The sequence below is a fragment of the Chromohalobacter sp. 48-RD10 genome (assembly GCF_029889785.1).
Lineage (GTDB): Bacteria > Pseudomonadota > Gammaproteobacteria > Pseudomonadales > Halomonadaceae > Chromohalobacter.
In genome coordinates this window covers 358,870-373,380 of the sequence record NZ_JARANX010000001.1, presented here as the reverse complement: position 1 = coordinate 373,380, position 14,511 = coordinate 358,870, and the positions used below count along the sequence as shown (strand labels likewise).

The 14,511-nt window shown below is 59.3% G+C and carries 16 protein-coding genes; 10 read left to right on the top strand and 6 right to left on the bottom strand.

Annotation, left to right across the window (positions count from 1 at the left end; all coding sequences use genetic code 11):
• The first annotated feature begins 120 nt into the window (after positions 1 to 120).
• The 7 genes from OP496_RS01685 (at position 121) to OP496_RS01655 (ending at position 6,858) form a co-directional block, all read left to right on the top strand.
• Positions 121 to 588 (top strand): SUF system Fe-S cluster assembly regulator, encoded by a 468-nt coding sequence (locus OP496_RS01685; protein ID WP_280561613.1) that lies wholly within the window; start codon positions 121 to 123, stop codon positions 586 to 588.
• 67 nt (positions 589 to 655) lie between these two features.
• Positions 656 to 2,098: a Fe-S cluster assembly protein SufB gene (gene sufB, locus OP496_RS01680; RefSeq protein ID WP_280561612.1), complete on the top strand. Its 1,443-nt coding sequence runs from the start codon at positions 656 to 658 to the stop codon at positions 2,096 to 2,098.
• Between the two features lie 89 nt (positions 2,099 to 2,187).
• Positions 2,188 to 2,940 carry a Fe-S cluster assembly ATPase SufC gene (gene sufC, locus OP496_RS01675; RefSeq protein WP_280561610.1) on the top strand — a complete coding sequence of 251 codons (753 nt, stop codon included), beginning with the start codon at positions 2,188 to 2,190 and terminating at the stop codon, positions 2,938 to 2,940.
• A complete protein-coding gene (gene sufD, locus OP496_RS01670) occupies positions 2,937 to 4,274 on the top strand; it encodes a Fe-S cluster assembly protein SufD (RefSeq protein ID WP_280561609.1) in 1,338 nt (445 codons plus the stop codon). The genes sufC and sufD overlap by 4 nt, the downstream gene beginning before the upstream one ends.
• A gap of 4 nt (positions 4,275 to 4,278) precedes the next feature.
• Positions 4,279 to 5,520 (top strand): cysteine desulfurase, encoded by a 1,242-nt coding sequence (locus OP496_RS01665; protein ID WP_280561607.1) that lies wholly within the window; start codon positions 4,279 to 4,281, stop codon positions 5,518 to 5,520.
• 10 nt (positions 5,521 to 5,530) lie between these two features.
• Positions 5,531 to 6,094: a putative Fe-S cluster assembly protein SufT gene (gene sufT, locus OP496_RS01660; protein ID WP_280561605.1), complete on the top strand. Its 564-nt coding sequence runs from the start codon at positions 5,531 to 5,533 to the stop codon at positions 6,092 to 6,094.
• Positions 6,095 to 6,165: 71 nt separating this feature from the next.
• Positions 6,166 to 6,858 carry an ElyC/SanA/YdcF family protein gene (locus tag OP496_RS01655; RefSeq protein ID WP_280561604.1) on the top strand — a complete coding sequence of 231 codons (693 nt, stop codon included), beginning with the start codon at positions 6,166 to 6,168 and terminating at the stop codon, positions 6,856 to 6,858.
• An 18-nt stretch (positions 6,859 to 6,876) separates the two neighbouring features.
• Here OP496_RS01655 and OP496_RS01650 read toward each other — a convergent pair whose 3' ends face one another.
• From OP496_RS01650 to OP496_RS01635, 4 genes are all read right to left on the bottom strand, one after another.
• Positions 6,877 to 7,311 (bottom strand): hypothetical protein, encoded by a 435-nt coding sequence (locus OP496_RS01650; protein ID WP_280561603.1) that lies wholly within the window; start codon positions 7,309 to 7,311, stop codon positions 6,877 to 6,879.
• A 110-nt stretch (positions 7,312 to 7,421) separates the two neighbouring features.
• Positions 7,422 to 8,330, bottom strand: coding sequence for a 30S ribosomal protein S6--L-glutamate ligase (rimK, locus tag OP496_RS01645; protein WP_040244030.1), 909 nt, complete (start codon positions 8,328 to 8,330; stop codon positions 7,422 to 7,424).
• Between the two features lie 33 nt (positions 8,331 to 8,363).
• Positions 8,364 to 8,801, bottom strand: a complete 438-nt coding sequence (locus OP496_RS01640; protein WP_280561601.1) for a RimK/LysX family protein — start codon at positions 8,799 to 8,801, stop codon at positions 8,364 to 8,366.
• Positions 8,802 to 8,804: 3 nt separating this feature from the next.
• Positions 8,805 to 9,839, bottom strand: a complete 1,035-nt coding sequence (locus OP496_RS01635; protein ID WP_280561898.1) for a DUF3549 family protein — start codon at positions 9,837 to 9,839, stop codon at positions 8,805 to 8,807.
• A gap of 256 nt (positions 9,840 to 10,095) precedes the next feature.
• Between OP496_RS01635 and OP496_RS01630 the strand changes: the two genes are divergently transcribed.
• Positions 10,096 to 10,422, top strand: a complete 327-nt coding sequence (locus tag OP496_RS01630) for a YqcC family protein (RefSeq protein ID WP_280561599.1) — start codon at positions 10,096 to 10,098, stop codon at positions 10,420 to 10,422.
• A 70-nt stretch (positions 10,423 to 10,492) separates the two neighbouring features.
• Here OP496_RS01630 and OP496_RS01625 read toward each other — a convergent pair whose 3' ends face one another.
• Positions 10,493 to 11,080: an OmpW family outer membrane protein gene (locus tag OP496_RS01625; RefSeq protein ID WP_280561597.1), complete on the bottom strand. Its 588-nt coding sequence runs from the start codon at positions 11,078 to 11,080 to the stop codon at positions 10,493 to 10,495.
• A 249-nt stretch (positions 11,081 to 11,329) separates the two neighbouring features.
• Here OP496_RS01625 and OP496_RS01620 point away from each other — a divergent pair, with 249 nt between their 5' ends.
• Positions 11,330 to 12,349 carry a glycosyltransferase family 2 protein gene (locus OP496_RS01620; protein ID WP_280561595.1) on the top strand — a complete coding sequence of 340 codons (1,020 nt, stop codon included), beginning with the start codon at positions 11,330 to 11,332 and terminating at the stop codon, positions 12,347 to 12,349.
• Positions 12,346 to 12,732 carry a GtrA family protein gene (locus OP496_RS01615; RefSeq protein WP_280561593.1) on the top strand — a complete coding sequence of 129 codons (387 nt, stop codon included), beginning with the start codon at positions 12,346 to 12,348 and terminating at the stop codon, positions 12,730 to 12,732. Before OP496_RS01620 ends, OP496_RS01615 begins: the two co-directional genes overlap by 4 nt.
• Before the next feature lie 119 nt (positions 12,733 to 12,851).
• Here the strand turns inward: OP496_RS01615 and putP are convergent, their stop codons facing one another.
• Positions 12,852 to 14,342, bottom strand: a complete 1,491-nt coding sequence (gene putP / locus OP496_RS01610) for a sodium/proline symporter PutP (protein WP_280561591.1) — start codon at positions 14,340 to 14,342, stop codon at positions 12,852 to 12,854.
• Between the last annotated feature and the right edge of the window lie 169 nt (positions 14,343 to 14,511).

Sequence of the window (14,511 nt, the reverse complement as noted above, 5' to 3'; positions counted from 1 at the left end):
CGAATGGTCGTTATCGTGACGCCAAGATGGCGCTCGAAGGCGCGAAGTGATTGGTTCCCTTCACATCGAATCGATAGGGGACTAAAATGGTCCTCAATAGATGAATCGTGGAGTGAAGGCATGTTGAAGCTTTCCAGGCTAACCGACTACGCCGCCGTGGTGATGGCGCAGATCGCGCGTTATCCGGAACAGGCACATGCCGCTACCGAATTGGCGGATGCGGTGCAGTTGCCACACCCCACCGTCAGTAAGACGTTGAAAATGTTGGTGAGAGCCGGGCTTTTGGAATCGCGGCGTGGTTCGTTGGGCGGTTATCGGTTGGCGCGACCGGCGACCTCGATCACCACTTCCGACATCATCGGCGCCATTGAAGGGCCGGTGGCGATGACTGAGTGCAGCCACGCCGATGGTGACTGCGATCTAGTCGATACCTGTGGCGTCGCCGATAACTGGCAGCGTGTCTCGCTGGCGATTCGTACCTTGCTCGACAGCGTGACTCTGGCGCATCTGGCCCAGGAATCGCCGCTGAAACTGCCCGTCCAATTGCCCATACAGAGCGTGACCTTGGCGAGTCGCGCCGAGGTTTGATCACACGATATCGGGGCCGTGGCGCTGGCCACGAGCCGAGAGCATACCGCTCGGGAGGAGAGACACCATGGCAAGTCAGGAAATGGAAGAGCTTGTCAGTCGCGAATATACTCAAGGATTCGTGACCGACATCGAAAGCGATACCGTACCGCCGGGGTTGGATGAAAACACCATCGCCTTCATCTCGAACAAGAAGGGCGAGCCCGAGTGGATGCTCGAATGGCGCCTGGAGGCTTATCGTCAATGGTTGCAAATGACTACGCCTTCCTGGGCGCATCTTGACTATCCGCCTATCGATTATCAGGCGATCTCCTATTACAGCGCGCCCAAAAAGCAGGAAGACAAGCCGCAGAGCCTCGACGAGGTCGATCCCAAGCTCCTGGAAACCTACGAGAAGTTGGGGATTCCGCTGCACGAGCGTGCGGCGCTGGCCGGGGTCGCGGTGGATGCGGTGTTCGACTCCGTTTCCGTGACGACCACCTTCAAGGAGAAGCTGGCGGAAGCGGGTGTCATCTTCTGCTCGATTTCCGAGGCGATTCGTGAATATCCCGAGCTGGTGCGCCAGTACCTGGGCAGCGTCGTGCCTCAGGGTGATAACTACTTCGCCGCACTCAACTCGGCGGTGTTTACCGACGGTTCCTTCGTCTATGTGCCCGAAGGCGTCGAGTGCCCCATGGAGCTGTCCACCTATTTCCGCATCAACGCGGCGAATACCGGCCAGTTCGAGCGCACGCTGATCGTCTGCGACAAGCGCGCCCAGGTCTCCTATCTGGAAGGCTGCACGGCGCCGCAGCGTGACGAGAACCAGCTGCATGCGGCGGTGGTCGAGCTAGTGGCGCTGGAAGATGCCAACATCAAGTACTCGACGGTCCAGAACTGGTATCCCGGCGACGAGGACGGCAAGGGTGGCATCTACAACTTTGTCACCAAGCGCGGCGATTGCCGGGGCGACCGCTCCAAGATCAGTTGGACGCAGGTCGAGACCGGCTCGGCGATCACCTGGAAGTATCCGTCCTGCATGCTGCGTGGCAAGGATAGTGTTGGCGAGTTCTATTCCGTGGCGGTGACCAACGGCCGTCAGCAGGCCGATACCGGCACCAAGATGATTCATATCGGCGAAGGCACGCGCTCGACCATTATCTCCAAGGGTATCGCCGCCGGACGCAGCGATCAGGCGTATCGTGGCCTGGTCAAGGTCGGTCCGCGCGCCAAGAACGCGCGCAACTTCACGCAGTGCGATTCACTGTTGATCGGTGACCGCTGCGGCGCGCATACCTTCCCGTATCAAGAAATCGGCAACAACTCGGCGACCGTGGAGCATGAGGCGACCACCTCGAAGATCGGCGAGGATCAGTTGTTCTATTGCCAGGCGCGCGGCATTTCCGAAGAAGATGCCGTCAACATGATCGTCAACGGCTTCTGCAAGGACGTCTTCCAGGAGCTGCCGATGGAATTCGCAGTGGAAGCCGAGGCGCTTCTCAATGTGACGCTGGAAGGGGCAGTCGGGTAACGCGCCCGATATACCGTCAGACGCACAGACAAGGTCTCAACCCATGTATCGGAGTCGCCGGGCGACTCGAACGCAAGCAAGGTATCAAGATGCTCGAAGTCAAAGATCTGCACGTCACGGTGGAAGGTTCGGAAATCCTCAAGGGGCTGAACTTGACCGTCAATCCCGGCGAGGTTCATGCCTTGATGGGCCCCAACGGGGCGGGCAAGTCGACGCTGTCGGCAGTGGTCGCGGGCAAGGACGGTTACGAGGTGACCAGCGGCGAGGTGCTGTTCGAAGGCAAGAACCTGCTGGAAATGGAAATCGAAGAGCGTGCGCTGGCCGGCATTCTGCTGGGCTTCCAGTACCCCGTGGAAATTCCGGGCGTCAAGAATATCTACCTGCTCAAGGCGGCGCTCAACGCGCAGCGTGTCGCGCGTGGTGAAGAGGAAATTCCGGCGCCGGAATTCATGAAACTGGTTCGCGAGCAGTTGAGTTTCATGAAGATGGACGGCAGCTTCTTGCAGCGTGCAGTCAATGAGGGGTTCTCAGGCGGTGAGAAGAAGCGCAACGAGATCCTGCAGATGCTGGTATTGCAACCCAAGCTGGCGATGCTCGACGAGATCGACTCCGGGCTTGATATCGACGCCATGAAGGTGGTCGCCGAGGGTGTCAATTCGCTGCGCAGCGCGGACCGCGCGATCCTTATGGTGACGCATTATCAGCGTTTGCTCGAGCACATCGTGCCGGATCATGTCCATGTTCTGGTGGACGGTCGTATCGTCAAGTCCGGTGATAAGGATCTTGCCAACGAGCTTGAAGCACGCGGGTATGAATGGGTGCTGGAGGAGTCTGCAGCATGAGTGCAGCACACGCTTTTCTACAGCGGCTCGGCGAGCGAGTCGATGACGAGCCCACTTGGGTGGCGGCACGCCGCCAGGCCGGGGCAGAACGCTTCGAAGCCTTGGGATTTCCCACCAAGCGTGACGAGGCCTGGAAATATACCGATGTCAGACGCATCGCCGAGGGCGAATTTACGCTGGCCGATGACGCCGAACTCGACGAGGCGCGTTTCGCGGCACTCGACATGCCATTGGATGCCCATCGTCTGGTGTTCGTCGATGGCGTCTTTTCGGCGGCCTTATCCGACCTGACGGAGCTGCCCGAAGGTGTTTCCATCGAGCCCTTGACCACGGCGATGCGTACCAATCACGAGGCGATCGGCGGTGCCATCGGGCGCCTGGCGGGGGTCGACTTCTCGCCGTTCACCGCGCTCAACGTGGCGCTTTCCGAAGAAGGTGCGGTCGTGCGTATCGGTCAGGGCGTCGTCGTCGACAAACCGATCTATGTGGTCTTTGCCTCGCGCGCCAATGAATCGGCGCGGATGAGCCATCCTCGCGTGTTGGTAATGGCCGGAGCGCGTAGTCAGTCCACGGTGGTCGAGCATTACGCCGGCGAGGCGGGTGCGGCCAACTTCACCAACGTGGTCAGCGAAGTCATGCTCGAACGCGGCGCCATCGTCGATCACTACAAGTTGCAGGAAGCCTCGACCGAGGACCTGCACGTGGCGAGCATCCACGTCGAGCAGAGTCGCGATTCGCGCTTTACGTCGTTCAACTTGAACCTGGGCGGCGCGCTGGTGCGCACTGATTTGGTCACGGATCTCAACGCGCAAGGTGCAGAGACCAATTACAATGGCCTGTTCTTCGTTCAGGGCCGTCAACACGTCGACAATCACACCCTGGTCAGGCATAACGCGCCGAACACCTTCTCCGACGAGAACTACAAGGGCATTCTCAACGACCGTGCCCGGGGCGTGTTCAATGGCAAAGTGGTCGTCAAGCGTGATAGTCAACAGATCGAGGCGAATCAGAATAACGCCAACCTGCTTTTGTCCGATCGCGCCGAAATCGATACCAAGCCCGAACTGGAAATCTACGCCGACGACGTCAAGTGCTCGCACGGCGCGACGACCGGCCAGCTCGACGAGGAGGCCGTTTTTGCATTGCGTACGCGCGGCATCGACGAACAGATGGCGCGCGGTCTTCTGACGTTGGCGTTCGCTGGCGAGGTGATGGATCGGGTGCGCCTGCCGGTCATCGCCGAGCGTGTCGAGCGTGCGGTGGCAGGCAAATTGCCCGAGCGCTTCAATCTTGCGGATCTGGTAGAGGTTTCCGACGCGCTTGAGGAGGCCTGAGTCCATGAATGCCTTTGCCGAGACGATGCTGGATGTGGCGCGTGTGCGTAACGACTTCCCGGTCCTCGAACGGGAAGTCCACGGCAAGCCGTTGATCTATCTGGATAACGCGGCGACCAGTCAGACGCCGACGGCGGTCATCGATACGCTGGACGATTACTATCGGCGCTATAACGCCAACATCCATCGCGGGCTGCATACCCTGGCTGACGAGGCCACGGCAGCTTACGAGGGCACGCGCGAGAAAGTACGTGCCTGGCTGGGGGCGGCGTCGCATCGCGAGATCGTCTTCACGCGTGGCACCACCGAGGCGATTAATCTAGTCGCCAATAGCTGGGGGCGGGCCAACCTGCGCCCGGGTGACGAGATCATCGTCTCGTTGATGGAGCACCATTCGAATATCGTGCCTTGGCAAATGCTGGCCGAGGCGCTGGATGTCACGCTTCAGGTGATTCCGGTCGATGAGCGCGGTGTGCTCGACCAAGCGGCTTACCGAGACATGTTGGGCGAGCGTACGCGCCTGGTGTGCGTCAATCACGTCTCGAATGCGCTGGGCACCGTCAATCCGGTGGCGGAAATGGCGCGCGCAGCGCATGAGCATGGCGCATTGGTCCTGGTCGACGGTGCCCAGGCGGTGCCGCATCAGCGCGTGGATGTCCAGGCACTGGACGTAGATTTCTATGCGTTTTCGGGGCATAAGGCTTATGGTCCCACCGGCGTTGGCGCACTCTATGGCCGTGAGGCCTTGCTCGAGTCGATGCCGCCTTGGCAGGGCGGTGGCGAGATGATCAGTCGCGTGTCCTTCGAGAAGGGTACGGTGTACAGCGAAATTCCGCACAAGTTCGAAGCCGGCACACCGGCTATCGCGGAAGTGATCGCTCTGGGAGCGGCATTCGACTGGATAGCGGAGACCGGCATTGACCGGATGGCGGCGTGGGAGCATCACCTGCTCGAGCGTGCCACCGACAAGCTGAAGGAGGTCGATGGTCTGCGTATGATCGGCACGGCCCCGGACAAGGTGAGTGTGCTGTCGTTCGTGGTCGACGGAGCACATTCTCAAGATATCGGCCTGCTGATTGATCAACTTGGCGTGGCGATCCGTACCGGGCATCATTGCTCCCAGCCCGTACTCGCCAGCATGGGCCTCGACGCAACGTGTCGCGCCTCTGTGGCAGCTTACAATACGCCGGAAGAGGTCGATGCGTTCGTCGAAGCCTTACAGAAAGTCATCGCCATGGTGCGCTAACGGAGACGGCATGGATCAACTGCAAAGCCTCTACAAGGGGCAGGAAATGCCCTTGCAGCGCGATGTCGAGGCAATCTCGATTCCCTTTGGCAAAAGCGAGACCTTGACCGAGGACAGCATCGTCTCGGTGATGCAGGCCAAGGGCGGAACGGTCAGTGTCGGCTTCGAGGGACGCATGTTTCTGCTCGAGGGACATGACCTCGATGCCCTGGGGCTCGAGGCAGTATCGCGTGTGTCCCTGTCCGAGGGGGCCAGCGACGAGGAGCTCGAGGCCTTTATCTGGGCGCAGCTGCGGACCTGTTTCGACCCGGAGATTCCGGTCAATATCGTCGACCTGGGCCTGGTCTACGGATGCCGTATCGAGCATCTACTGAGTGGCGAGACCATGGTGACCATTCGCATGACCTTGACCGCGCCGGGATGTGGCATGGGCGAGGTGATCGCCGAAGATGCTCGACGCAAACTCCAGGGCGCGGTGCAAGTGTCCAAAGTGCATGTCGAGATCGTTTTCGATCCGCCCTGGAGCCGTGAGATGATGACAGAGGAGGCGAGGCTGGAACTGGGCATGTTCTAGGATGCGGCCTTCGTCGCTCTCTTTCTCATGGTGGGGCGTGACTGACGCCCCCTTATTCGTTGGAGATCCGCATGCCGCTAGAAAACGGTCGCCGGGGACTCATTCGGTGGGGATGGCGACTGCTCAAGTGGTGTCTTGTCGGCATGATCTTCATGTTCGCCGTGGTGGTGGCGCTCAACATCTGGGTGTTCGCCAAGACGGCTGGTCGTATTCATCACGATACGCTGGTGTGCGACGCCGAGCCGGTCGGGTTGGTCTTCGGTACCGCCGAGGGACTTCGTGGTGGCGGTCATAACCCCTATTTCGCCGCACGCATGGAAGCCGCAGCGCAATTGCTGCGCCTGGGGCGCGTCCAGCATCTTTTGCTGTCTGGTGACAATCGTACGCGCTATTACAACGAGCCCGTGTCGATGTGGCGCTCATTGCGTGCTCGTAACGTCGATAGTGACGATATGACGCTCGATTATGCCGGTTTCAGCACCTTCGACAGCGTGGTGCGGGCTCGTCGCGTCTTCGGGGCCGAGCACGTGCTGATGATCTCGCAGGCATGGCACTTGCCGCGTGCCTTGTTTATCGCTGATGCGGTCGGCTTGAAAGCGGAAGGGTGTGCCGTGCCGGATGGTCGAGTCGGGGGCGAGTGGCAGCTTTGGCTGCGCGAATGGCTAGCACGTGCAGCGACCGTCGGTGATATCTACCTGTGGGGAAGGGTACCTTACTTTCTCGGGCCGCCTGAAACGTTGCCTATCCGCAATAACGAGAAGTGATAGTGCCCGAGATCGGCATCAGCGCTTGTGCTGTGCGTTGAGCTCGCGGATCAACGCCCGACAATTCTTCCAGCAGCGTTCCAGCACCGGTTCCAGCGGGTCCGGTAGCGGATGGGTGAACGCCGTGCCCAGGGCCTGCATCAAGACGCGCTCCTGCTCGAGAAGCTCGCCGATAAGCACTTGGCTGTCGTTACCCACGAAACTCTTGATACGGCTCCACAGCCAGAGGTAGTCATCGCGCTCCACGTCGGCATCACGCGGTAAAATATCGAGATGTTCCTTGGCAAGTTTCTGCAGCTCGCGCATGGCCTGGCCACGCTCTTCGTAATGCGGTTTCAGCCGATCACGCAGCGCGGGGCGCAGGCGCTCGAAATTGTCCTGGAAATAATCGAGACTGTCGGCCAGCGCTTCCAGCACGCTGTCCATCGCCACTTGGCGATTATCGAGAAACATGGGCGGTCACCTCCTCCGGTGACGCAAATTGTGCGGGTGGAAACAGCGTTTTGCTACCCCGGCGGCAAGAAAATTTCCCCGTGTGGCACCGCGCACGGGGCATGTCTTGCTCAGCCCTTGGGTTTGGGAGGGGCCTTGCGTGGGGTGACACCATTTTTCGCGATGTAGTCGATGATCTGCCCGGCAATATCCTTGCCTGTGGCGGTTTCGATACCTTGCAAGCCCGGCGAAGAATTGACCTCCATGATCACGGGGCCGTGGTTGGAGCGTAGTAGGTCCACACCGGCGACGCGCAGGCCCATCGCCTTGGCAGCGCGGATGGCGGTGGAACGCTCTTCCGGGGTAATGCGTATGACGCTGGCGGTGCCGCCACGGTGAAGGTTGGAACGAAACTCACCTTCGAGCGCCTGACGCTTCATGGCGGCAACCACCTTGTCGCCGATCACCAGGCAGCGCACATCGGCGCCCTTGGCCTCCTTGATATACTCCTGGACCATGATATTAGCTTTCATGCCCATGAAGGCCTGGATGACCGATTCGGCGGCCTGGTTGGTTTCCGCCAGGACCACGCCGATGCCCTGGGTGCCCTCGAGCAACTTGATGACCAGTGGCGCGCCCTTGACCATGGTGATCAGATCCGGAATATCGTCCGGTGAATGGGCGAATCCGGTGACCGGCAGTCCTAGCCCCTTGCGTGACAGCAATTGCAGAGAGCGCAGCTTGTCGCGCGAGCGCGTGATCGATACTGAGTCGTTGAGCACATAGGTGCTCATCATCTCGAACTGGCGCAACACGGCGCAGCCGTAGAAGGTGACTGAAGCACCGATGCGCGGCACGATGGCGTCGAACGGCTCGATTTCCTCGCCCTTGTAGTGAATCGACGGCCGGTGTGAGGCGATGTTCATGTAGCAGCGCAGCGTGTCGACCACCCGGGCGGTGTGTCCGCGCGCCTCGGCAGCTTCGATCAGACGCCGCGTCGAGTACAGTCTGCGATTGCGTGAAAGAATGCCGATATGCATGGTCGTCTCCACTCGATAGCGATGCCGGCGGAATCAGGGCTCGCCGTGCAGGAAGGCCGCGCCGGACGCGACCAGAAGGCGGCGCAGCGCGCGCCGTCCAAGCAGCATGGGGTGGCGCATGCTACGCCGGTCGGTCAAGGTCAGTTCGATAGGATATTCGAGCCCCCCGAGTTGCATATGCGTTCGGATGACATGGCGCCATTGCTCGAACCCGTTGGAATTCCTGATCTTGCGGCGGTCGTACAGGGGGAGTTCCAGCGTATGCGATGGGGCGTCGGGACCGCCGCCGCGCGTAATGAAACGCACCCAAAGATGCCCTTGCCGCTCGAACGTCTCGATGTCTTCGGCGTGCAGTGCCGAGGTGCGCGCCCCCGTATCGATTTTAGCGCACAGCGTCAGGCCCAGCTCCGGCAGGGTGACCATTTCGCGCCGGCCGATGACTGCCTTGGCTTGGTAGGGCAGTGCTTTCATGCATCAACGATCCAGTTCGGCCAGGCGTAGGCCGATAGGGGAATCGGCATTCGCTTGGCGCAGCGTCATTAATACCGGTAGGCGCAAACGTGGCACAAGCGCCAGGTCACGTACCAGTGCGGTGAAGTTCGCTTGTGGCGTTTCCGCTAGTCGTGTGAGAAACCGCGGCAAGCGTTGCTCATCCTCAAGATGCATCCAGCCACGCGCGGCCATGGCGGCGAGTATATCGGGCCCGCAGGCTGCTGGATCATCGAGCAGCGTATCGTACCAGGTACCGACTCGTGAATCGCGACTGCCGCCCAGGGCACGAATCACCGCGCACACGGTTTCGAGATCCCCTGAGTGCGCCGCTTGTTCGGCGCGCTCGCGAAGCGGCTCTACGCATGCCGAGCCCAAGTCTCGATGCTCCATACAGTAGCAAAGTGGTTGCAGGACCTCGACGGGTAGCGTAGGGATGCGTTCGGCCAGGCGAGCTTCTTCCTCACGGTCGAGGCGGGCCACGAGATCGGCAATTCCTTGCAGGCCGAGCATTTGCCAGTCGACGCTGGTGTCGGCCTCGATCAGATAGGCGCGGACCAGGGCATGGTGCATGCTGGCCGGTAGGGCAAAGTCGCGGGCAGCTTGGGCATGCAACATGGCCTGTTGTATGAGCTCGGGAGTAAAGACCAAGGGATTATCGCGCATCAAGTTGTCGATGTGCGGTGCGTCGTCGCGCCCGACACTTTCCACCGTACGCCCGAGGGTTTCGATGAGGCGTTCGAGGAAGGCGTCGCGTGGTCCGGGGACCAGCATGCCTTGTTCATCCAGGGGCAGGGCCAAGAACCAGATCAGGGGTTCGCTTGTGGCATCGCTGCCCAGGCGGAACGCGCATGCCAGGCGTGCTTGGCCGTTCCAGGGCAAGGGCCAGGGGGCGGCTCCGGCTTCGAACTCGGTGAGCCGTGAGAATTCGAAAGGTGCGATGCGGCGCCCCATGTCGAAAAGGCGTACGTCCGCACCGGTACGTTGGAAAAATTCACTGAGCGTGGTGATCGACTGCATGCTGCCTCCGGGATCGAGGCCAGCACTGTAGCGTTCAAGGATGGCGCTGACCAGCCCCAAGTTGGTCAAAAAATAAACGCTTGCTGCCAAGCGGCGTCATCCATGGCCCAACGAAGATTGTCCCACGTTTATCCACAATCTCGTCCCAATGAACTGTGGGTAAACGGCCTTTTGGGGAGAAACCGTCTGCGCGGTGGTCAATCGCCTAGGGTGAACGCGATAATGGGGTAGTGTTCCACCCTTTTCAGGAGACGAGATGACGGCTCATGACGCCTTGATGAAGGCATTGGAAAACTTGGTCGCGTCATTACGCAGTGTCGACATGTGGCGAGTGGAAGAGCCAACTGCCGCGGCTTTCGCCAGCCAGCAGCCATTTTGCATCGATACCATGGCGATGCCGCAGTGGTTGCGCTACGTCTTTGTGGCGCGTCTCGAAACGCTGGCCGAGACTGGGTCACCGTTGCCGGCGTCCTGCGATGTCGCACCTGCAGTGGATACTTGGCTCAAGGAGGCATCGCCCAGCGTGCGTCGCGTGATCACTGAAGCTGTGGCCGAGGTCGACCGGATCGTCACCGAGGCGTGAGGTGCATGGTCAGACATGAAAACGCCGGGCAAAGAGCCCGGCGTTTTATCAACGTACTGACGTGTACTGCTTAGAAGCGATAGCTAAGACCGCCACCCACTGTGACCGGATTCAGGTCGACAGAGCCTGCCGAGTTGCCATCGATATCGACGTCTGAATCCACATCGGTGTAGCTTGCGAAGCCATTGAAGGCCAGGTTCTCGGTCACGAACAGGTCGACACCCAGTTCACCGACGGCACCCCAGGAGTGGTCCATATCGGCGCTCTGGCCGTTGGCAAGGTTTTCGCTGGAAAACTTGGTGTAGTTGACGCCGGCACCGGCATAGGGCTGAACGCGCGAGTTAGTGCCACCCAGCGGATAGTATTGCAGCGTCAGATTGATCGGACGCTGCTCGAAGTCGCCATTGACCCCATTGGTCGAGAAATCGTGCTCGAACTTTTCGCTGGAGCTCAGAGCGACGCCCAGCTTGTCGTGAAAGAGGTAACCGACGCTACCCATGAAGCCATTTTCATCGTCGACATGGCTATCATCGATATCGCTTTTGGCGATATCGCCGCGCACGAAGAAGTCGCCTGCGTCATAGGCGAGAGCGGCTTGGGTACCGAAAGCGCAGGTGCTGGCCAGTACTACGGCAGAGAACAGTTTAGTCTTGGTCATGATTTAACTCCTTGGGTTCATCGCCATATCGAACGGCGTTTCCGAATCAACGCTTGTAGAATAGGAAACAGTGTTTCTTAAGTCAAGGAAAATTTTAAAACACTGTTTTTTTACGTCGAGAGAGTGTGATCTATCATGATGAGTGAGTTGAAGGGATGGATCTGACGACTGGTAGAGCACCGTCTCGTGTCGAGGGATGGCGACATTGAGTCTACGGTGGATCGTGGTGAGTTCAAAGTGGAGGTAACAATGAAACTATCATCGTCGACGGGAAAGGGAGTACAGGATGAAAGCCTCGGGGCTGATTGGCTGTTGTCCATCGTAGTGCCGGTCATGAACGAAGAGGACGCCATCCCGGGGTTTCTGCAAGCGGTTCGTGACGCTCTCGATGGCCATATTGCGCGCTGGGAAGTGCTTTTCATCGATGACGGATCGCAGGATGCGACCCTGAGCAGCTTGCGCCATGCGCATGAGCGAGACGCTCGCGTGCGCTATCTCTCGTTGACCCGTAACTTCGGCAAGGAGGCGGCGCTATCAGCGGGGCTCGCGCATGCTCGTGGCGATGCCATCGTGCCCATGGATGTCGACCTCCAGGATCCGCCAGAGGTGATCATCGAGTTCGTGCGCCTGTGGCGTGAGGAAGGTTATGACATGGTCTACGGTGTGCGCGGTACCCGTGAAGAGGACACTCATACCAAGCGTGCCACCGCCGGCTTGTTCTATCGTTTCTTCAACCGCATGGCGAACACGCCGATTCCGCATAATGCGGGGGATTTTCGGCTCATGGATCGGTGTGTGGTCGACGCCATCAACCGCTTGCCGGAACGCAGCCGGTTCATGAAGGGGTTATTCTCGTGGCCGGGGTATCGCACCACCGGGGTTTACTACGCACGCCCTTCCCGCGGGACGGGGCAGAGTAAATTCAACTACTGGAAACTGTGGAACTTCGCCCTGGACGGCGTGGTGAGTTTTTCCACCTGGCCGTTGCGGATCTGGTCCTACTTTGGGGCGGTGATCGCCTTGATTGCGTTTTTGTACATCGTGTTTCTGGTGGGGCGTGTGGTGCTATTTGGCAGTGATGTGCCCGGCTATGCGTCACTGATGACAGCAATCTTGTTTTTCGGCGGCATGCAATTGTTGTCGATAGGCGTGCTGGGGGAGTACGTGGGAAGGCTCTTCATCGAGGCCAAGCATCGACCGCTTTATCTAGTTGCCGAAGATAGTGAGACGCCGTACGCATCACGTCCTCGAAGTGGTCGCGAGTCATGAGTCGGCTCGTAGGGGAAGCGGGTACCGCTGCACGTTTCGGACTTGTTGGAGTAATGGCGACTGGCGCTCATCTTCTGGTGGCGGGGGTGCTGCTTGGCCTATGGCCGAATATGTCTGAATTCGTAGCGAATATCGTGGCGTTTCTAGTGGCTTTTCAGATATCGCTGATCGGGCATAGGCGTTTGACTTTCCGCCGTCGTGGCCGGGCAAGACGTTTCTTTCTGGTGGCGGCGTCGGGATTCATCCTCAACAATGGCGTGTTGGCCGCCTTGTTGGCGGTGACCCCGCTACATGGCTTTATCGCGGTGGCGATTGCGACATTGACGGTGCCAGTGTTGACGTATTTGGCGTCACGCTTCTGGGCGTTCGGCGCGTCACGCTGATATCGCTACGCTAACGCCGATTATCGCATCTTTCTCGGCGCTCAGTACCACTGCGACTGGTCATGAAAAAGGCTCCCGCAGGAGCCCTTTGATTACTCTGAGTGGATTAGCGTGCTCTGTCAGCGGGAGACTTGCTTATATTCCCCGGCATCTTTAGTCACATTGCTCGCTACCAGAATCGCAATGAAGGAAGCGATGAAGCCTGGAATGATCTCGTATACACCGGGACCTCCCATGAACGCTGCGTTCCAGCCCAGTTCAATCCAGATCATGACGGTGACGGCACCCACGACCATGCCTGCGATGGCGCCAGCGCCGTTCGTGCGCGACCACATCAGCGACAGGATGATCAATGGGCCGAACGCTGCACCGAAGCCTGCCCAGGCATTACTGACCAGCCCCAGGACCTGAGAGTTCGGATCGGATGCAATGAAGGCTGCCACCAGGCCAACCAATACGACACTGACCCGGCCGATGCCGACGCTTTCCTTCTCCGTTGCCTCTTTACGCAGGAACAAGCGGTAGAAGTCTTCAGTCAGTGATGAAGACGCCACCAGAAGCTGGCTGGAAACGGTGCTCATGATCGCTGCAAGCAGTGCGGCATAGAGGAAGCCGGTGATCAGCGGATGGAACAGCAGGTCCGCCAGGATGATGAAGATCGTTTCCGGATCCTCGACTTCCATACCATTGCGGATTGCATAGGCTCGGCCGAATACACCCAGAGAGACCGCACCGATCATGGAGATGAGCATCCAGCTCATACCGATGTTACGTGCAATAGGGACATCCTGGAGAGATCGAATGGCCATGAAGCGCACGATGATGTGTGGTTGCCCAAAGTAACCCAGCCCCCAGGCCACCGCAGACAGCCAACCGATGAAGGTCAGTCCATCCGTCCACGATAGGAGTGTGGGGTCGACGTCATTCAGGGTCTGAGTAGCTTGGGCGAAACCGCCGCCACCTTCGCCAAAGAGTACAACCATCGGCATGATCACCAATGCCAGCATCATGATGCAGCCCTGCACGAAGTCCGTCATGCTCACGGCCAAAAAGCCGCCGACAACCGTATAGGCAAGTACCACGCCCAGTGTGATGATGACCCCCACCGCGTAATCGCTCATGCCTCCGATGTTGATAACGCCGGAAAACGCGCTTTCGAACAATTTGCCGCCTGCCACCAGGCCTGAGGCCGTATACACCGCGAAGAAGACGACGATGACGATAGCGGATACCGTTCTCAGCGACATGGCTCGCGTCGGGAACCGATTGGCCAGGAAAGCGGGAATGGTGATCGCATTGCCATAGTGCACCGTCTGTTCACGAAGGCGAGGTGCGACCAGAAGCCAGTTGAAGAAGGCGCCCGCGAACAGGCCGATTCCAATCCAGGCAGAGCCCAGGCCGGAGGCAAACATTGCCCCGGGCAATCCCAGCAGCAACCAGCCACTCATATCCGAAGCGCCGGCCGACAGGGCCGCCACTTTGGGACTAAGCGTTCGCCCTCCCAACATGTAATCTTCGGATGTGGACGTCGATTTGCGCATGGCATAAAGACCGATACCGACCATGAGCGCAAAGTAAGCAAAGAGGCTTATCCAGACACCAATAGCCATAAAAACGTCTCCTGTTTTTAATTGTCTTAGTTATTGGGCCGGAGGTTGCTCCGGCAGGTTGTGGGTACGCATACGGGCCAGAACGCTGATGGCGAGCATCGTGAACAGGCAGAGCGCGAAGGTGGCGCCGATCGCGACGTTATTTCGATCATAAGGGAGTTCCCTTCGT